The sequence below is a fragment of the Ruegeria atlantica genome (assembly GCF_013032455.1).
GTDB lineage: Bacteria > Pseudomonadota > Alphaproteobacteria > Rhodobacterales > Rhodobacteraceae > Ruegeria > Ruegeria atlantica_B.
This window is the reverse complement of sequence record NZ_WQCF01000001.1, coordinates 175,090-192,163: the sequence shown is the minus strand read 5'-3', so window position 1 is coordinate 192,163 and position 17,074 is coordinate 175,090. Positions and strand designations below refer to the sequence as shown.

General features: G+C 54.9%; 18 protein-coding genes. 13 read left to right on the top strand and 5 right to left on the bottom strand.

Annotation, left to right across the window (positions count from 1 at the left end; translation table 11 throughout):
• Nucleotides 1-53: 53 nt before the first annotated feature.
• From bamA to GOW93_RS00925, 7 genes are all read left to right on the top strand, one after another.
• Nucleotides 54-2,414, top strand: a complete 2,361-nt coding sequence (gene bamA, locus GOW93_RS00955; protein WP_170381198.1) for an outer membrane protein assembly factor BamA — start codon at nucleotides 54-56, stop codon at nucleotides 2,412-2,414.
• A gap of 132 nt (nucleotides 2,415-2,546) precedes the next feature.
• Complete coding sequence (locus GOW93_RS00950; RefSeq protein ID WP_254443427.1) at nucleotides 2,547-3,005, top strand: OmpH family outer membrane protein; 459 nt, start codon at nucleotides 2,547-2,549, stop codon at nucleotides 3,003-3,005.
• A 71-nt stretch (nucleotides 3,006-3,076) separates the two neighbouring features.
• Nucleotides 3,077-3,550 (top strand): 3-hydroxyacyl-ACP dehydratase FabZ, encoded by a 474-nt coding sequence (fabZ, locus tag GOW93_RS00945; RefSeq protein WP_170381196.1) that lies wholly within the window; start codon nucleotides 3,077-3,079, stop codon nucleotides 3,548-3,550.
• Nucleotides 3,547-4,332, top strand: a complete 786-nt coding sequence (gene lpxA / locus GOW93_RS00940; protein ID WP_170381195.1) for an acyl-ACP--UDP-N-acetylglucosamine O-acyltransferase — start codon at nucleotides 3,547-3,549, stop codon at nucleotides 4,330-4,332. The genes fabZ and lpxA overlap by 4 nt, the downstream gene beginning before the upstream one ends.
• A gap of 4 nt (nucleotides 4,333-4,336) precedes the next feature.
• On the top strand, nucleotides 4,337-5,131 hold the full coding sequence (locus tag GOW93_RS00935) for an LpxI family protein (protein ID WP_170381194.1): 795 nt from the start codon (nucleotides 4,337-4,339) through the stop codon (nucleotides 5,129-5,131).
• A complete protein-coding gene (lpxB, locus tag GOW93_RS00930; RefSeq protein WP_170381193.1) occupies nucleotides 5,131-6,288 on the top strand; it encodes a lipid-A-disaccharide synthase in 1,158 nt (385 codons plus the stop codon). Before GOW93_RS00935 ends, lpxB begins: the two co-directional genes overlap by 1 nt.
• Nucleotides 6,288-6,869 (top strand): cadmium resistance transporter, encoded by a 582-nt coding sequence (locus GOW93_RS00925; protein ID WP_170381192.1) that lies wholly within the window; start codon nucleotides 6,288-6,290, stop codon nucleotides 6,867-6,869. Before lpxB ends, GOW93_RS00925 begins: the two co-directional genes overlap by 1 nt.
• On the opposite strand, the gene mnmA is transcribed toward GOW93_RS00925, so the two are convergent.
• Nucleotides 6,866-8,011 carry a tRNA 2-thiouridine(34) synthase MnmA gene (mnmA, locus tag GOW93_RS00920; RefSeq protein WP_170381191.1) on the bottom strand — a complete coding sequence of 382 codons (1,146 nt, stop codon included), beginning with the start codon at nucleotides 8,009-8,011 and terminating at the stop codon, nucleotides 6,866-6,868. The genes GOW93_RS00925 and mnmA overlap by 4 nt on opposite strands.
• A gap of 129 nt (nucleotides 8,012-8,140) precedes the next feature.
• Here mnmA and sciP point away from each other — a divergent pair, with 129 nt between their 5' ends.
• The 5 genes from sciP to GOW93_RS20815 all read left to right on the top strand — a co-directional run bounded on the left by sciP (nucleotide 8,141) and on the right by GOW93_RS20815 (nucleotide 13,801).
• On the top strand, nucleotides 8,141-8,434 hold the full coding sequence (gene sciP, locus GOW93_RS00915) for a CtrA inhibitor SciP (RefSeq protein WP_170381190.1): 294 nt from the start codon (nucleotides 8,141-8,143) through the stop codon (nucleotides 8,432-8,434).
• 83 nt (nucleotides 8,435-8,517) lie between these two features.
• Entirely contained in the window at nucleotides 8,518-9,234 is a 717-nt protein-coding gene (gene ctrA, locus GOW93_RS00910; protein WP_170381189.1) for a response regulator transcription factor CtrA, read from the top strand.
• 119 nt (nucleotides 9,235-9,353) lie between these two features.
• A complete protein-coding gene (gene ligA / locus GOW93_RS00905) occupies nucleotides 9,354-11,480 on the top strand; it encodes an NAD-dependent DNA ligase LigA (protein WP_170381188.1) in 2,127 nt (708 codons plus the stop codon).
• Nucleotides 11,477-13,567: an ATP-dependent DNA helicase RecG gene (gene recG / locus GOW93_RS00900; RefSeq protein ID WP_170381187.1), complete on the top strand. Its 2,091-nt coding sequence runs from the start codon at nucleotides 11,477-11,479 to the stop codon at nucleotides 13,565-13,567. Before ligA ends, recG begins: the two co-directional genes overlap by 4 nt.
• Before the next feature lie 111 nt (nucleotides 13,568-13,678).
• The gene (locus tag GOW93_RS20815; RefSeq protein WP_302476988.1) at nucleotides 13,679-13,801 is read left to right on the top strand and encodes a hypothetical protein; all 123 of its coding nucleotides are present in this window, start codon (nucleotides 13,679-13,681) and stop codon (nucleotides 13,799-13,801) included.
• A 185-nt stretch (nucleotides 13,802-13,986) separates the two neighbouring features.
• On the opposite strand, the gene GOW93_RS00895 is transcribed toward GOW93_RS20815, so the two are convergent.
• Together GOW93_RS00895 and GOW93_RS00890 are read right to left on the bottom strand one after the other, a co-directional pair.
• Entirely contained in the window at nucleotides 13,987-14,625 is a 639-nt protein-coding gene (locus GOW93_RS00895) for a MarC family protein (RefSeq protein ID WP_170381186.1), read from the bottom strand.
• Between the two features lie 57 nt (nucleotides 14,626-14,682).
• Nucleotides 14,683-15,135, bottom strand: a complete 453-nt coding sequence (locus GOW93_RS00890) for an iron-sulfur cluster assembly scaffold protein (protein WP_170381185.1) — start codon at nucleotides 15,133-15,135, stop codon at nucleotides 14,683-14,685.
• Nucleotides 15,136-15,183: 48 nt separating this feature from the next.
• Here GOW93_RS00890 and hisI point away from each other — a divergent pair, with 48 nt between their 5' ends.
• Nucleotides 15,184-15,573: a phosphoribosyl-AMP cyclohydrolase gene (gene hisI, locus GOW93_RS00885; RefSeq protein WP_170381184.1), complete on the top strand. Its 390-nt coding sequence runs from the start codon at nucleotides 15,184-15,186 to the stop codon at nucleotides 15,571-15,573.
• A 4-nt stretch (nucleotides 15,574-15,577) separates the two neighbouring features.
• Here the strand turns inward: hisI and gluQRS are convergent, their stop codons facing one another.
• Together gluQRS and GOW93_RS00875 are read right to left on the bottom strand one after the other, a co-directional pair.
• Nucleotides 15,578-16,462 (bottom strand): tRNA glutamyl-Q(34) synthetase GluQRS, encoded by an 885-nt coding sequence (gluQRS, locus tag GOW93_RS00880; protein ID WP_170381183.1) that lies wholly within the window; start codon nucleotides 16,460-16,462, stop codon nucleotides 15,578-15,580.
• The gene (locus GOW93_RS00875; RefSeq protein ID WP_170381182.1) at nucleotides 16,459-17,073 is read right to left on the bottom strand and encodes a class I SAM-dependent DNA methyltransferase; all 615 of its coding nucleotides are present in this window, start codon (nucleotides 17,071-17,073) and stop codon (nucleotides 16,459-16,461) included. Before GOW93_RS00875 ends, gluQRS begins: the two co-directional genes overlap by 4 nt.
• Nucleotide 17,074 lies beyond the last annotated feature (1 nt).

The window sequence follows — 17,074 nt, the reverse complement described above, 5'->3', positions numbered from 1 at the left end:
CCATATTCTCGCTACTCAGCTTTAAAGTCCAAAAATATTGGGTAGTGAAAAATATGACTGACAGGCGAAACGCGGGCATATCCTGCGGGGGTCACGGGCCGGAAAACAAGATTTTGTGGCGGTCTCTAACGTTCATATTCCTTCTGACATTGGTAAGTTTTGTGCCTTTGCCGCAGGCTGCGTGGGCTCAGAACTTTGTTGTTAATTCGTTTGAAGTCGAAGGGAATCGTCGCATCGAAACGTCAACGATCATCGCGCGCACAGGTATAGAACCGGGCCAGTCTGTGAGCGGTGGAGAGTTGAACGACGCCTATCAGCGTTTGCTTGACAGTGGTGTTTTTGAAACAGTCGAATTGACACCGCGCGGCAATACTTTGGTGATTAAAGTCGAGGAATATCCGACCATCAATCAGATCAGCATCGAAGGAAACCGTCGTGTAAAGGATGATGTGCTGCTTGATGCAATCTCATCCGAACCGCGGCGTGTCTTTACGCCTCAGGTTGCGGAGGCGGACGCCGATTTGATCGCTGAGATATATTCATCGCAAGGGCGTGTTTCCGCAACGGTCATTCCGCGCATCATTCGCCGCAGCGATAACCGCGTTGATCTGGTTTTCGAGGTCGCGGAAGGTACAACAATAGAAGTCGAGCGCGTCAGTTTTGTTGGAAACCGCGCCTATTCCGATCGCCGTCTTCGGCGGGTTCTTGAAACCAAGCAGGCAAACTTTCTACGGACATTTATCAGTAGTGATACGTTCATTGCCGACCGGATTGAGTTTGACAAACAGGTCATCCGAGACTTCTACCTGTCCCGTGGGTACGTAGACTTTCGCGTCAACAGTGCGAATGTTGAATTCACCCGTGAACGTGATGCTTTTTTCGTAGTGATGAACATCACTGAAGGGCAGAAATTCTCGTTTGGCCAAATTAGCACGGTCAGCGAGATCCCAGGTGTCGATCCGGCGCCATATCAAGATGCGCTCAAAATTAAACCGGGTGTAACATACACGCCGTCTCTGGTCGAAAACTCGATCGCCCGCATGGAGCGTCTTGGGATTAAACAAGGCGTGGACTTCCTGCGGGTTGAGCCTCGAGTGACTCGGAACGCTCGTGATCTGACGCTTGATATTCAATTCGTGCTTACAAAAGGACCGCGGATTTTTGTCGAACGGATCGACATCGAGGGCAACACCACAACTCTGGATCGCGTTATTCGTCGGCAATTTGATACAGTTGAAGGTGATCCATTCAATCCACGCGAAATTCGTCAGGCTGCTGAACGTATCCGCGCTTTGGGTTTCTTTGCTGTAGCTGACGTCGAACCACGCGAGGGCTCTTCGCCCAGCCAAGTTATCGTTGATGTGGATGTTGAAGAACAACCCACCGGGTCGCTGAGCCTTGGCGGTAGTTTCTCGGCTTCTGATGGCTTTGGTATTGCGATTGGACTGCGCGAATCGAACTTCCTGGGGCGTGGACAAACGTTAGGCGTCACTCTGTCGACTGCGCAGGACTCCGAGCAATACGTATTGAACTTTACCGAGCCTTATCTTCTGGGACGGAGACTGCAATTCGACGTGGGCTTGGGGCTGTCTACGACCAACTCCAGCTTTGCTAGCTATGATACCGAGACATTGTTCTTCCGACCTCAGCTGAGCTATTCCATCGGAGAGCTGTCAGCACTGCGCGTTCGTTATAACTGGGAAGACAGCGAAATGACCCAGCAGGATAACGAAACCAATGGCGCGGTTATTTCTTCGGAAATCGATCAGGGTAGTCGTACAACCAGCTCGCTGGGACTGTCCTATATCTATGACAGCCGTCTGGGCGGTTTGAATCCGAATGCAGGTGTGCTGTTCGAATTCGGTGTCGATGCTGCCGGATTGGGTGGTGACAATGAATATTTCCAGACCACAGCGCGTGCTATCGCTCAGACCCGCGTTTGGAACGAAGAAGTTGTCCTTCGTGCCACCTTTGAGGCCGGCGCTCTGAACTGGACCGGCGACGATTTCAGCCGCACGATCGACCGATTTGTCTTGGGACCCAGTACATTCCGTGGGTTCGAGCCTGCCGGTATTGGCCCGCGTGACCTGTCCAACGGTCAGGACGACGCCATCGGGGGCAATTATTACTGGGTCGCCAGTCTTGAATCAGACTTTCCGCTGGGTCTACCTGAAGAGTTCGGTCTACGCGGTGGTGTGTTCTATGATTTTGGTAACTTGTATAACTTGAATAATGTGAACACGGCAGGGGCCGATATCGTAGGCGAGGGCGGCTCAATCCGCCACGTGGTTGGCGTTTCGGTACTGTGGACGACGCCGTTTGGTCCTTTGCGGTTCAACTTCTCGAAGGCACTGAAGAAAGAAGACTTCGACAATGAGCAGAACTTTGACCTGACGATTCAGGCCCAGTTCTGAACCTGAATGTTGAGACGTGCTTATATTAGGTTTCAGGGCCCTTTGGGGGCCCTGTGCATTTTTCTATCCTTGTCCCTAGCCGTTCCTGCCTTTTCTCAGCAGTTGGGTGTGCCGCAAAGCAGCGTTCTAACGTTGTCCAGCGACCGTCTCTTTGCAGATTCAGAATTCGGCACTCGAGTCCTTCGCGAGATTGAATTAGAAAGCACGTTGTTGGGGGAAGAAAACGAACGGATCGTTGCTGAACTTAGTCAAGAAGAACAGATACTCACTGATCAACGTGCGACTATGACTGCTGAAGAATTCCGTCCCTTGGCGGAAGCTTTCGACAGCAAGGTCCAATCACATCGGGAAGGGCAGCGTGCTAAATTGGATGCGTTGTCCCGCCGGAGTGAAGAGGCTCGACAGAAGTTTTTTGAGTTGGTCCAACCGGTCTTGATTGATCTATTACGCGAAACTGGCGCTTCTATCGTCATTGAGCGATCCAGTGTCTTCCTCAGTTCCGATCGCACCGACATCACAGATGCAGCCATTGCCCGGATCAACGCAGTAATCGGAGATGGCAGCACTGTTGAAAATGCGCCTAGGGAATAGGTTTACTTGCCCTTGGGGCGCTGTGTTGCTAACCACGCGCAAACAGAAATCCAGAACGGGACGACGACATTATGAGTACGGAAACCAAAAGCGCTGACATTCAGTTGATCCAACGGATATTGCCGCATCGTTACCCGTTTCTGCTGGTCGATAAGGTTGTCGATATCTCAGGCTATCAATCTGCGGTCGGCATCAAGAATGTGACCATGAACGAACCGCACTTCCAGGGCCATTTCCCGGGCACTCCGATCATGCCAGGCGTCACAATCGTCGAGGCGATGGCGCAGACCGCAGGTGTGATGCTGGGCGTTGGAATGGACGTGATCGACAGCGAGCTGCTGATCTATTTTATGAACATCGACAAGTGCAAATTCCGCCGCAAAGTGGTCCCGGGCGATGTGCTGGAAATGCACGTTGAAACCGTGCGCGGCAAAAAAGGCGGCAAGATTTTCAAGTTCAGTGGTCGTGCCACTGTCGACGGTGAGGTTGCCGCCGAAGCGGAGTTCTCGGCCTATGTTGACTGGGACATGGAAAAAACGACATGAACGGCATCCACCCAAGCGCAATTATTGAAGACGGCGCGCAGATCGGTGAGGGCTGTGTCATCGGACCGTTCTGCTACGTCGGAGCGCAGGTCAAGCTGGGCGACCGGGTCGAGTTGAAGTCCCATGTGGTGGTGACAGGGGATACCTCGATTGATGATGAAACGGTAATCTTCAATTTTTCGGTGATCGGAGAGATTCCGCAAGATTTGAAATTCGGCGGGGAAAACACTCGGCTAGAGATCGGCAAGCGTAATCGTATCCGTGAGCATGTGACGATAAATACCGGTACGGAGGGCGGTGGTGGTCTGACCCGAATCGGCGACGATTGCCTGCTGATGGCCGGTGTGCATGTTGCTCACGACGTTCAGATCGGCAACCGAGTGATCATGGTAAACCATGCGGGTGCAGCGGGTCATTGTATCATCGAGGACGATGTGATCGTTGGCGGTATCTCTGGTTTGCACCAATGGGTCCGCGTTGGACGTGGCGCGATCATTGGGGCGCTGACGATGGTGCCCAATGATGTGATTCCCTATGGGCTGGTTCAGGCACCTCGTGGCGAACTGGATGGTCTCAACCTAGTGGGCCTGAAACGCAAAGGTGTCTCGCGTGAGGATATCTCGGCCTTGCGTGCGGCGTTCCGCGAATTGTCGACGGGCGATGGCACCTTTATGGAGCGGGCTCATAGGGTTGGCGCGGACAATGAAAGCGAATACGTGCAGCGGATCGTCGATTTTGTCACCGGGCAATCGGATCGTTCCTTTTTGACACCGAGGAAATAAGCCGATGCTGGCGTTGATTGCCGGAACAGGTGCATTACCAAGCGAAGTGGTCGACCGTCTCGATGACCGCCCCCTGATTTGCGCTATGGAAGGGTTCACACCCGATACCGTAACCTGCGATATCGAGTTCCCGCTCGAGCAACTCGGAAGTTTCATTGCTGAATTGAAGGCACGCGGCGTGACTGAGATTTGTATGGCCGGAGCGGTTCGACGCCCTGTCATTGACCCATCGCGGATCGACCCGGCGACGATGCCATTGGTTCCGATATTGCAGCAGGCGCTAATGTCAGGCGATGACGGAGCCTTGCGTGCGGTGATCGGGATCTTTGAAGACGCTGGCCTGACAGTCCGCGCAGCTCATGAAATTGCACCGAGCTTGCTGCCGCAGCTTGGTTGCCTGACCGATGCGTGCCCGTCGAAAGAAGATCTGTCGGATGCGGATCGGGCCGCCGGAATCCTTCGGGCAATGGGTGCTGCCGACATTGGGCAGGCTTGCGCGGTGTCCAAGGGGCAAGCACTGGCAGTAGAAGGAATATTCGGCACCGATTGGATGCTTCAATCCCTAACGCAACGCCCCGATGCGGGCGGAGGGATTTTGTTCAAGGCCCCGAAACCAGATCAGGACCGGCGCGCTGATTTGCCGACGATCGGGCCTGACACGGTTTCTGCCACGGTTGCCGCTGGGTTGACCGGTATCTTCATCGAAAAAGGCGGGGTCATAGTGCTGCAGCAAGAACGCGTCATCGAAGAGTGCAATCGCCTCGGCTTGTTCCTCTTTGTACGTGAGCGGGCCAGTTGATGCGGGTCTTCCTGGTCGCCGGTGAACCCTCGGGCGACCGCTTGGGAGGCGCGCTAATGGAGGGACTTCGGAGCCTCATCCCCGATGTTCAATTCGATGGGGTTGGCGGGCCATTAATGCAGGCGCAGGGATTGGACAGCCGTTTTCCGATGGCTGAACTGTCGGTGATGGGGTTGGTTGAGGTTCTGCCGAAGTTTTTCCACCTAAAACGCCGTATTGCCGAGACCGCGCAGGCGGTTCTGGATACACAGCCGGATGTTCTGATTACCATCGACAGTCCTGACTTTTCGCTGCGCGTTGCCAAGCTAGTGAAAGCTGACAGCGATATTCGTACCGTACATTATGTCGCCCCCAGCGTCTGGGCGTGGCGACCGGGGCGGGCGGACAAGATGGCCAAGGTTATTGACCATGTTCTGGCCCTGTTGCCGTTCGAGCCGCCCTATATGGAACGTGCCGGAATGGAGTGTGATTTCGTCGGTCATCCAGTGGCCAGCGAACCGGAGGCATCAGAAAAGGATATCCAAGAGTTTCGCGCTGCCTACAATCTTGGAGACGCGCCGATCATTCTAGCTCTTCCGGGTTCGCGCGGGGGTGAGATTGAACGTTTAGCCCCAGTCTTTGGTGAAGCGTTGCGCCTTTATCTGACCGGCAGGTCGGACGCTCGCGTTGTGGTGCCCGCAGTCGCGCATATGGTGGATACCGTCAATGGGCATGTGCAGGGCTGGCCGGGGAACCCGGTGGTCGTCGATCCGCGCGATATGCCGTCTGATCAGGCGCAGGCACAGAAGCGGGCCGCATTTGCCGCTGCTGAATTGGCGTTGGCCGCTTCGGGCACGGTTTCACTGGAACTGGCCGCGCAATCCACGCCAATGGTGATTGCCTACAACTTGAACTGGCTTACCACCCTGATCGCCAAGCGGATGGTCAATCTGGATACGGTGACACTGGTCAATCTGGTCTCGGATACCCGGACAGTGCCGGAATGTCTGTTGGACGATTGCCAACCAGACCAGATTGCGGCTGCGCTGAAGCAGGTGTCGGATGCGCCGGATGCGCAGCGCGACGCCATGGCCACAACGATGGATCGGCTAGGACGCGGCGGCGAAGCTCCGGGCTTGCGCGCGGCCAAGGCGGTTCTGGCGCGGATGAAACGCTGATGCTGGACCTATTGCTTTTTGGCCTGTCGACCTTTACGGCACAGGTGCTAACCAATCTGGATAATCTGGCCGCGCTATTGGCCTTGACGCTGGTTTCGGGAACGAAGCGCTCGGTCACCGGATTCCTTTTGGCGCAAGTGATCGTAATCGGCACCGCGTTTATTCTGGCGGTGGGTGTCGATGGCGTCGTGCCGAATTGGGAAGGCTATCTTGGAGTTATCCCGTTGGGCTTGGGAATTCTAACGCTGATCAAACGCAAACGCGGTGCAGAGGCCGAGACAAATCCCAATCTTGGCACCGGAGCTTCGATCATGATGGTCACATTGCTGTTCATCAGCCTTTCGATGGACACGTTTGCTGTGCTTGCGCCGTTACTTGCAGACACGGCCCCCACATACCGAACTGCCGGAGGTATCGGTGCACTGCTTGCTGCGTTCTCAATGGCTACCGTTGGGTTGCTTGGATCTAAAGCACCATTCATCAGCAGCGACGTGGCCCGCCGTTTGGAACGCCTTGTGCCTTACGTGATGATCTGCGCCGGGCTGTATATTCTCAGCAACTCGTGGACTGACGCGATTTAGTAACCGCGCCAGATCCAGCCACCGCCAAAGATGCGGCTGCCTTCCGAGGCATAGAACACACAGGCTTGTCCGGGTGACACGCCTTCTTCGGGCGTCAGCAATTCAACCTCGGCCGTGGTGTCGGACAGGGGCCGTATGATCGCCTCGCGCGGGGGGCGGGTTGAACGGACTTTGACCGAGACGTGCCACTCTTTTTGTGAGGTGAACGGCGCATCGCCCAGCCAGTTAATTTCGCGCACGGGAATAGTGCGAGTGGCCAGCATCTCTTTTGGCCCCACGACAACCTGTTTCTTGTCGACATCCAGCTTGACTACATAGAGTGGCTCGCTGAGACCGCCGATCCCTAGACCACGACGCTGGCCGATAGTGTAGTGGATGACACCCTCGTGCTGCGCCAGAACGCGGCCATCGGCATGCACGATTTCACCAGGCTCGGCTGAACCTGGGCGCAGCTTTTCGATCACGCTAGCGTAATTACCGTTGGGCACGAAGCAAATGTCCTGGCTGTCGGGCTTGTCCGCTACGGCCAGTCCGTATTGCGCAGCCATCTCGCGCGTTGCGTCTTTCGAGGGCAAATGGCCCAGAGGGAAGCGAAGGAAATCCAGCTGTTCGGGCGTGGTCGAGAACAGAAAATAGGATTGATCGCGGTTCGCATCCTCGGCGCTGTGCAGTTCCGGGCCATTGGCACCCACCTTGCGCTGGATATAGTGACCAGTCGCCATGCAGTCGGCCTCAAGGTCTTTTGCCGTTTCCAGCAGGTCCTTGAACTTTACGCGTTCGTTGCAACGGATGCAGGGGACCGGGGTTGCGCCCGCAAGGTAGCTGTCGGCGAACTCGTCGATCACCGCATCCTTGAAGATGTTCTCATAGTCCAGAACGTAATGAGGGAATCCGCGCTCTTCGGCCACGCGACGCGCGTCGTGGATATCGATCCCGGCACAGCACGCGCCTTTCTTGGCCAGCGCAGCGCCGTGATCGTAAAGCTGCAGAGTTACGCCCACAACATCATAGCCTTCGTCCGCCAAATGAGCTGCCACAACCGAGCTGTCCACGCCGCCAGACATGGCCACAACCACCCGCGTTTCCGACGGGGGTTTGGCAAAGCCAAGCGAGTTCAGCGGTGTCTCGGTATCGAGGGCCATGACGATTCCAGTGCGGGTTAAGAAAGACCGGCAGAATATAGGAAAATTCTACACACTCTCAAGGGGCGGTTTCACCCGGCATTAAGTAGGCTGGTGTCAGCTTTGTCGCAGCACGAAGAGGATCAAAGAATGTTTTTGCACAAAGTAGAGGGGCCAAGATCCGTAACCCTTCCAGATGGAACAGTTTTATCGCGCTCTGATTTGCCGCCTGTTGATACGACACGCTGGGTTGCATCACGCAAAATAGTTGTGGTGCGGGGCGTACTTTACGGGCTGATCACGCTGTCTGATGCCAAAAAAAGGTACGGGTTAAGCGATGAAGAGTTCACTTCCTGGGTTTCTGCAGTGGCAGAGCACGGAACGGACGCCTTGAAGGTCACGACGTTAAAAAAATATCGACAACCTAAAGGAGAGTGTGAATAAACGATTCAACGGTAACGTCAGATTAACCATTTTTGAGCAGGCTCAATTTGAAATTGGTAAATTGACCCGAATTGGAGCAGTAAATGCGTATACTTCTTGTCGAGGATGATCCGACCACGTCGAAAAGCATCGAGCTGATGCTGACGCACGCCAACCTCAATGTCTATGCAACGGATCTTGGCGAGGAAGGTATCGATCTGGCAAAGCTTTATGACTATGATCTGATCCTGCTTGACCTGAACTTGCCGGATATGAATGGGCACGAAGTTCTGCGTCAGTTGCGCATTGCACGGGTGGAAACGCCCATCCTGATCCTGTCTGGTGCGGATGATACCGAAAGCAAAATCAAGGGCTTCGGTTTCGGCGCCGATGACTACATGACCAAGCCGTTCCATCGTGAAGAGTTGGTCGCGCGCATTCATGCCATCATTCGCCGCTCGAAAGGGCATTCTCAGTCCATCATCCATACCGGTCGAGTGGCCGTGAACCTGGATGCCAAAACGGTCGAGGTTGAAGGTAAGGCGGTTCATCTGACCGGAAAGGAGTACCAGATGTTGGAACTGCTAAGCCTGCGCAAGGGGACAACCCTGACCAAGGAAATGTTTCTTAACCACCTTTATGGCGGAATGGATGAACCCGAATTGAAGATTATCGACGTGTTCATTTGCAAACTGCGCAAAAAGCTCAGCAATGCCACCGGCGGCGAAAACTACATCGAAACCGTTTGGGGCAGGGGTTATGTCCTTCGCGAACCGCAAAGTAGCAACCTTGATGAAACGCGGATGGCAGTTGGGGCCTGATTAGATCTCGGTCGCCCGTGGTCCGGGGCGATCATACTCACTCACAATACAGCACATCTGGACCTAGCCATGGCCTCGCCCTATCACTGAAACCCAAGAATACGTGACAGGGCGAGGCCATGAGCAAATTGATTCCGGTATCAGAGCTGACTGAAGACGCAGCACGAAAAGAACTGGCGCGATTGGCTGACCAATTGTCTCGGGCTAACACGCTGTATCACGCGGAAGACGCCCCAGAGATTTCGGACGCCGCGTATGATGCGTTGAAACGCCGAAACGCCGAAATCGAAACGCGTTTCCCAAGCTTGAAACGTAAAGACAGCCCGTCCGAGCAGGTTGGAGCGCGTCCGACGGATGGTTTTTCGAAAGTGATTCATGCGGTTCGTATGATGTCGCTTGGCAATGCGTTTGATGATGAGGACGTTCATGACTTTGACCGCTCGATCCGAAAGTACCTTGGATTGGATGCATCAAAACCGCTGTCGTACTCCGCCGAACCCAAAATCGACGGCCTGTCTCTCTCCTTGCGTTATGAGAAAGGAAAATTGGTTCAGGCGGCCACCCGTGGCGATGGTGAAGTTGGTGAGAATGTAACTGCGAATGCCCGGACAATTTCGGACATTCCACAGATATTGGAAAACGCGCCAAATGTTTTGGAAGTTCGGGGCGAAGTCTACATGTCGCATGCGGACTTTGAACAACTGAACGCCCGTCAGTTGGAAGCTGGCGAAAAAACTTTCGCGAACCCGCGAAATGCGGCTGCCGGATCACTGCGACAATTGGATTCGACCGTCACGCGTGCGCGTCCGCTGCGGTTTTTTGCTTATGCCTGGGGCGAACTGTCAGAACCGCTGGCCGATACACAGATGGATGCGATTGAGCGGCTGCATGATTTTGGGTTCGTCACCAATCCGTTGACAAGACAGTGTGACACAACCGAACAGATCCTGGGTCACTACCGCGATATCGAGGCTCAGCGATCGACCCTTGGCTATGATATTGATGGTGTCGTCTACAAAGTTAACGATCTTTCTTTGCAAACACGGCTGGGCTACCGCTCCACCACACCCCGTTGGGCGATTGCGCATAAATTCCCGGCAGAACTTGCCTGGACCCGATTAGAGGCCATCGACATTCAAGTCGGACGAACAGGCGCGCTTAGCCCTGTTGCCCGGCTACATCCGGTGACGGTTGGTGGAGTGGTTGTATCAAATGCCACACTTCACAACGAAGACTATATCGCTGGCCGCGATGCCAAGGGTGGCACAATCCGCGATGGCAAGGACATCCGCGTTGGTGATTGGGTGCAAGTCTATCGGGCTGGTGATGTGATACCCAAAATTGCGGATGTAGATACCTCAAAACGTCCCGAAGGGGCGACACCCTTCGAGTTCCCCACCATCTGTCCGGAATGCAACAGCGATGCCGTTCGAGAAGAAGGCGACGCTGTGCGTCGCTGTACCGGAGGGGTGATCTGTCCTGCGCAGGCCGTAGAAAAGCTAAAACATTTCGTCTCTCGCAAAGCGTTCGATATCGAAGGTCTGGGCGCAAAACAGATCGAGATGTTCTACGACGACCCTGACCTGCCTGTCAGAACTCCGGTCGATATTTTTACATTGCAACAACGGGACAGCGCAAACCTGAGCAAACTGGCGAACCGCAAAGGTTGGGGTGCGCAAAGCGCTGGGAACTTGTGGGCGGCGATCGACGAAAAGCGGACCATTCCCTTCGGGAGGTTGCTGTTTGCTTTGGGCATTCGACATATGGGTGAGGCGGCCTCGAACTTGGTTGCCAATCATTATGGCACGTGGTCCGAATTTGAACGCGCAGTTACCTCGGCGGCTGATTTCGAGGGACCGGAATGGGAAGACCTGTTAAGCGTTGACGGTGTTGGAGAGGTCATGGCGCGCGCTCTTGTCTCGGCGTTTGCGCAAGAGGCTGAGCGCGCTAGCATTGATGCACTGGTCGCGCAACTTGAGGTTCAGGATGCGAAACGCCCGGATACGGAAGGCAGCCCAGTTGCAGGAAAAACCGTTGTTTTTACGGGCACACTCGAGAAGATGACACGCGCCGAAGCAAAGGCTAGGGCCGAGGCGCTGGGGGCCAAAGTCTCGGGGTCCGTCAGTAAAAAGACGGATTTGTTGGTTGCCGGACCAGGGGCAGGCTCCAAAGCAAAAAAGGCCGCCGAATTGGGGATTGAAACGTTGGATGAGGATGGCTGGCTTCAGCTGATCGGAACTGCATGAGCGGCCGTCCGGAAAGTCTTTTCCCTCTGTTTGCGGGTCTGGAAACGTTAGATGGTGTGGGCCCAAAGACGGCTCAGGTGTTGGCGCAAGCTGGCACGGAGTCACCTCGGGACGTTTTATTCAGCCTTCCGTACGCTGTCATTGACAGGCGTCGCCGCGACACCATTCAGGGCGTCGATCTGCCCGCGACACTGACCGTTGAAGTCACGGTTGGTGCACACCGACCAGCGCGCAACAAAGGTGGTGCCTATCGGGTGCATGTCGAGGACAATCAGGCAGATTTTCAATTGGTTTTCTTCCACGCTCGTGGAGATTACCTGAAACGGGTTCTACCGGAAGGTTCTCGGCGGGTGATCTCGGGCAAGTTGGAACTGTTCGATGGAATGGCACAGATGGTTCATCCAGACCACATGTTGCCGGTGGATGAAGCCCATAGCATTCCCGACTTTGAGCCGGTGTATCATCTGAATCAGGGGATCACTCAAAAAACAGCCTATAAAGCCGCACGCAGTGCATTGACACGGGCGCCTGCGCTCGCGGAATGGATTGATCCAGCATTGGCTGCAAAACACGGTTGGCCAGAGTGGACCACGGCCATCGCCGCAGCGCATAAACCGTTGGGTGCTGACGATGTGGCCGCTCATGCTCCGGCGCGGGAACGGCTGGCCTATGATGAACTGTTTGCGCACCAATTGACTCTGGCGCTGGCCCGGCAACGAGAGAGGAAGACCAGAGGCATAGTCAGCGTTGGTACCGGAGCCCTGCAATCCAAGGTTTTGGCCAACCTGCCATATCGGCCAACCGGTGCGCAGTTGCGTGCTATTGACGATATTAGCAACGATATGGCCTCGGACGCACGAATGAACCGGCTTCTCCAGGGCGATGTTGGGGCGGGCAAAACGCTGGTGGCCTTCATGGCGTTGCTTGTTGCGGTTGAGGCTGGCGGGCAGGGGGTCATGATGGCACCTACCGAAATCTTAGCCCGTCAGCATCTGGAAGGTTTGCGCCCGCTCGCTGAAGAGGCTGGTGTCGTGCTGGAAATTCTAACTGGGCGGGATAAAGGCCCTGAACGTCGATCAAAACTGAAATCGTTGAAGGATGGTGACATTCACATTCTGGTCGGCACCCATGCAGTGTTCCAAAATGACGTTGAGTTCAAAGCGTTGCGCCTGGCAATTGTCGATGAACAGCACCGCTTTGGTGTACGTCAGCGGATGGAGCTGTCTGAAAAAGGGCAGGGCGCGGACGTCTTGGTGATGACTGCCACTCCGATCCCGCGCAGTTTGGCACTTGTGCAGTATGGCGACATGGATGTGTCAGTGCTGGACGAAAAGCCTCCGGGGCGGAAGCCGATAAAAACCGCCGTTGTCAGTACAGAACGAATGGATGAAGTTGTCTCGCATCTACGGCGTGCCATTGATGAAGGGCGCCAGTGCTATTGGGTCTGTCCTTTGGTCGATGAGTCCGAGGTTTCGGATCTGACGTCCGCTGAGGAACGTTTCAAACGTTTACGCGCCATTCTGGGCGAAGGCACGGTTGGGTTGGTGCATGGTCAGATGCCATCCGCTGATAAAGATGAAGCGATGAAGGCCTTTCAAGAAGGGCAAACCAAAGTTTTGGTCGCCACCACTGTCATTGAGGTTGGTGTCAACGTCCCCAACGCCTCAATCATGGTTATCGAACGGGCCGAGATTTTCGGACTGGCGCAGTTGCACCAATTGCGGGGCCGAGTGGGGCGGGGTGAGGCAGACTCGACTTGTTTGCTGATGTATCAACCACCGCTGAGTGAGGGTGGTCGCAGACGTTTGGAAGTGCTACGCGAAACCGAGGACGGATTTCGTATCTCGGAAACCGATCTACAGATGCGTGGTGCTGGTGATCTGATCGGGACAGCGCAATCAGGATTGCCAAAATTCCGGATCGCGGATTTGGAGCGGCAGGCTGGTTTGATGGCCACAGCACAAACGGACGCGCGTGCCCTGTTATCTACGGATCCTCAGTTGCGCTCGGACAGGGGCCAAGCTGCCCGTGTTCTACTGTGGCTCATGAAACAGGATCAAGCGATCCGTTTGATTTCAGTGGGTTAGCCTGCTTGTTCCGATAAGTTCACTAATGTTCCTAAAAAGTTCTTTACCGACTCGGTAAAATATGAGAACAAAAGGTCAACAAAGGATTAAATTTCGACCGGAGGTGAGACCATGCTGACCCAGATCAAGACCGCCCTGAACCGTTCGCACGCAACGATTTTGCAGGATGCTGCAGGGGCCGTGTCTTTGGTGGTCATGCTTATGGTGGCCCTTCACCTGCCCGGAACGTTCTAAGCCTTTCTGCCTGCGATCTCGTGCCGATGATACCGCACTGTCATCCCCATTTCAGTCAAGGGTGACCTGCCTGTCCCAATTCCCTTGAGGGGCCTGCCTCGGCCCCGTGCGGCTATCCGGACCCCACGCGAGACACGCATAACCTACCGCCGCCCTTTCCGCCCGGAAGGTGCGGCGGTTTTTTCTTAAAGCTCACCAGTTTTGATGATTTCCAGAATCGCAGACAGCACTGAATTAACCGCCACAGATGCAAGGATCATGCCCATCACGCGGCTGATAATGGCTGCACCTGAGTATCGGATCAGCCGGATAATCGGGTCTGCAAGCAGCATCAGGACAAATGAGATCAGAATGACTGACAGCATAACCAAGGCCGTGATGCCTTGGTCTGCAGCACTGTAGCGGTTGTTGTCGGTCAGTATGACAATGGCCAGCATCGCACCCGGCGACGCCAAAGACGGAACAGCCAGCGGGAATATCGCCGGATTGGGCCGGTTGGCAGGTCGTTCCAACTCTTCTTCCGCCTCATGCTGTTCGACGACCTGTTTGCTTTCGCCGAAGATCATTGTCAGGGCAAAAAGAAACAGGATGATGCCGCCTGCAACCTGAAATGAATTCAAGCCGATATCCAGTGCTTCGATCAATAATTGACCGAACACCAGGAAGAACAACAACACTCCGGCGCTAACGAGTGCAGCGAGAAGAGCAGTTTTACGACGTGCCGTTGCTGAAAGGGTCGCGGTTACGGCGATGAAAACCGGAATAGTACCAATTGGGTCAATGACGACCCAGAGAGTAACAAAATGTTCCAGCAGTTTTTCCAATCCAATCCCCCGACATCCTGCAGTGTGATTAAACCGGATCGCCTGAAAATTCCAATATTACGCGCAGTTCGCCTGTTCCGCCTGTTCCATCGCTTCGGCGGACGCCTCAAGCACCAGCATGATCGATGCGTGGCGATTCTTGTAGTCCCGAGCGGGGATCAGTACTTCAAGCCCGTCAAACGGCGCATCTGGCGCAGGACCGCCTTTCTTTAGCATTACAGACAACTGATCACGCGCGGTTTCAATCTGTGCCCGTGTGGCACCAATGATAGCGCTGCCGACAACCGAAGCGGATGCCTGACCCAGCGCACAGGCTTTGACGTCCTGGCCAAATTCGGAAACCTTGCCGTCCTGCATCTTCACATCCACAGTTACCGTGGACCCACACAAAGGCGAGCGCTTTTTCGCCGTGGCATCAGGGTTCTCAAGACGGTCCAGATGCGGAATATCCGCGGCCAGCGCCAGAATGCGGCCGGAATAGAGCTTTATCAGGTCGTTCTCGCCGGACATGGCTTTCCCTCGTTGTCTGTTCCCCATACATAGTGAGCATCCACCGGGATGCAAAAGGTTTTTCTTATGTCCACTACTGCCTCGTTTGACCCGTCATCATTGAAGTTTAATGACGCCGGCCTGATACCCGCCATCGCCCAGGATGAAAGTTCGGGTGAGGTGTTGATGATGGCGTGGATGAACGTTCAGGCCATTGAAAAAACGCTGGAATCCGGTCGCGTTACCTATTGGTCGCGATCCCGTCAGTCTTTCTGGATCAAAGGTGAGACATCCGGACATGTGCAGGAGTTGGTTGATTTTCGTTTCGACTGCGATCGTGATTGCCTGCTGGTTTTGGTGCGTCAAACCGGTGCAGCCTGTCACACGAACCGCCGCACCTGTTTCTACACAGCCGTTCGCGAAGGCAATGAAGTTGAACTAATGTCCCCGATGGATTGAGGAATTACAGGCCGACGATCGCCCGGATATCCTCTGGCGTTGCACCTTCGGCACGGTATTTCGAAATTGCCTGAGCGTCGTCGCGTTTGGCCAATCGCTTGCCCGCGTCGTCTCGGATCAGGCGATGATGTATGTACTGCGGCGTAGGCAGGTCTAATAGGGCCTGCAGAACAACATGTATTCGGGTCGCCTCGAACAAGTCCTGGCCGCGTACGACATGGGTGATGTCTTGCGCTGCGTCATCCAGAACCACCGACAAATGATAAGATGTACCCATGTCGCGCCGGGATAATACGACATCCCCGATAGTGTTGATTATTTCGTCCAGGGTGAACTCTATGGTGCCAGTTTCGCCGTCTGGTCCTGCGCCTGCCTCTTGAAATGTACCGACTGTTGCATTGGATTGGTCAGTTTCAAGAAGCGCGCGGCCAGCGGCAGTCATATCCAGACGCAGGGGAACCCCCTTTGGGCGTTCAATCGTGCGGTCGTGTCGATTGCGACAGGTTCCGGGATAGATGATGCCATCGGGGCCATGCAAAGGAGCCCCTTCCTGCGGCGCGCTGGCGGCAGCGGCGATATCCTTGCGGTTGCAGGTGCAGGGGTATAGCAGACCGCGTGCCCACAGATCATCCAGTACCTTATCGTAAGCGGCCAAGCGATCTGATTGCCGCAAAACAGGTTCGGGCCATTGAAGACCCAGCCAATGTAGGTCGTCGTAGATCTGATCTTCCCAATGGGCACGTGATCGTGACCGGTCGATATCTTCGATCCGCAGTAGAAACTTGCCCCCGTTGGACGCGGCAAGATCATGGGCCAGCATTGCTGAGAAAGCATGCCCCAGATGCAGCGGACCGGTAGGAGATGGAGCGAATCGAGTTCTAAAATTCACGCTTTTTCAACAATATATACGTCAGACTTAAGGTCCATACCGGGCAGGTGTGGGCCGTATTCCCGAAATAGCAACCGCGCCGCCCCCATGTCCAGCCAATCATTCAGCCGCGAGGTATAGGAAGCATCGGCAAGCGTATGATCGTTGAATGAAAAACCGAGTAGCCCACCCTTGGGTAGCGCATGCATCAGCATGTCGAATACCTCGGGCGGAGCAGCGCCGGTACCAATGACGCCAATTGCCGTAATTGCTTTGTAAGCCCCTTTCTCCAAAGGGTTCGGATCGGTGATTTCAAAGGTAGAGAGTTTGCGATAAACTTCCTTGGCCTCGGCTCCTTCCAGCATTTTCGGGGTCGGATCAATGCCGTCAATTACCTCAAATCCAGCGGCACGCAGCGCCACTCCGGACAAACCAGTGCCGCAACCATAGTCCAGGATCGGAGTTTGCGGCTCTGGGAGCTTCGACCACAACGCTTCTGCTACCCGTCCGGGGGTAGCATAGCCATGCGCGCCAACCTCGGCATCATATGACGAGGCCCATTTCTGATAATGCGCATGAGTCGCTTGTGGTGTGTCCAATGCGTAGGTGTCTTTGAAAAACTTGTCGCTCATA

Bases quoted from the DNA above. Each gene is read 5' to 3' on its own strand.
- lpxB (WP_170381193.1), top strand. From the start codon at position 5,131: ATGCGGGTCTTCCTGGTCGCCGGTGAACCCTCGGGCGACCGCTTGGGA.
- lpxA (WP_170381195.1), top strand. From the start codon at position 3,547: ATGAACGGCATCCACCCAAGCGCAATTATTGAAGACGGCGCGCAGATC.
- sciP (WP_170381190.1), top strand. From the start codon at position 8,141: ATGTTTTTGCACAAAGTAGAGGGGCCAAGATCCGTAACCCTTCCAGAT.
- bamA (WP_170381198.1), top strand. From the start codon at position 54: ATGACTGACAGGCGAAACGCGGGCATATCCTGCGGGGGTCACGGGCCG.
- GOW93_RS00875 (WP_170381182.1), bottom strand. From the start codon at position 17,073: ATGAGCGACAAGTTTTTCAAAGACACCTACGCATTGGACACACCACAA.
- ligA (WP_170381188.1), top strand. From the start codon at position 9,354: ATGAGCAAATTGATTCCGGTATCAGAGCTGACTGAAGACGCAGCACGA.
- hisI (WP_170381184.1), top strand. From the start codon at position 15,184: ATGCAAAAGGTTTTTCTTATGTCCACTACTGCCTCGTTTGACCCGTCA.
- GOW93_RS00890 (WP_170381185.1), bottom strand. From the start codon at position 15,135: ATGTCCGGCGAGAACGACCTGATAAAGCTCTATTCCGGCCGCATTCTG.
- GOW93_RS00935 (WP_170381194.1), top strand. From the start codon at position 4,337: ATGCTGGCGTTGATTGCCGGAACAGGTGCATTACCAAGCGAAGTGGTC.
- GOW93_RS20815 (WP_302476988.1), top strand. From the start codon at position 13,679: ATGCTGACCCAGATCAAGACCGCCCTGAACCGTTCGCACGCAACGATT.
- GOW93_RS00925 (WP_170381192.1), top strand. From the start codon at position 6,288: ATGCTGGACCTATTGCTTTTTGGCCTGTCGACCTTTACGGCACAGGTG.
- mnmA (WP_170381191.1), bottom strand. From the start codon at position 8,011: ATGGCCCTCGATACCGAGACACCGCTGAACTCGCTTGGCTTTGCCAAA.
- ctrA (WP_170381189.1), top strand. From the start codon at position 8,518: ATGCGTATACTTCTTGTCGAGGATGATCCGACCACGTCGAAAAGCATC.
- fabZ (WP_170381196.1), top strand. From the start codon at position 3,077: ATGAGTACGGAAACCAAAAGCGCTGACATTCAGTTGATCCAACGGATA.
- recG (WP_170381187.1), top strand. From the start codon at position 11,477: ATGAGCGGCCGTCCGGAAAGTCTTTTCCCTCTGTTTGCGGGTCTGGAA.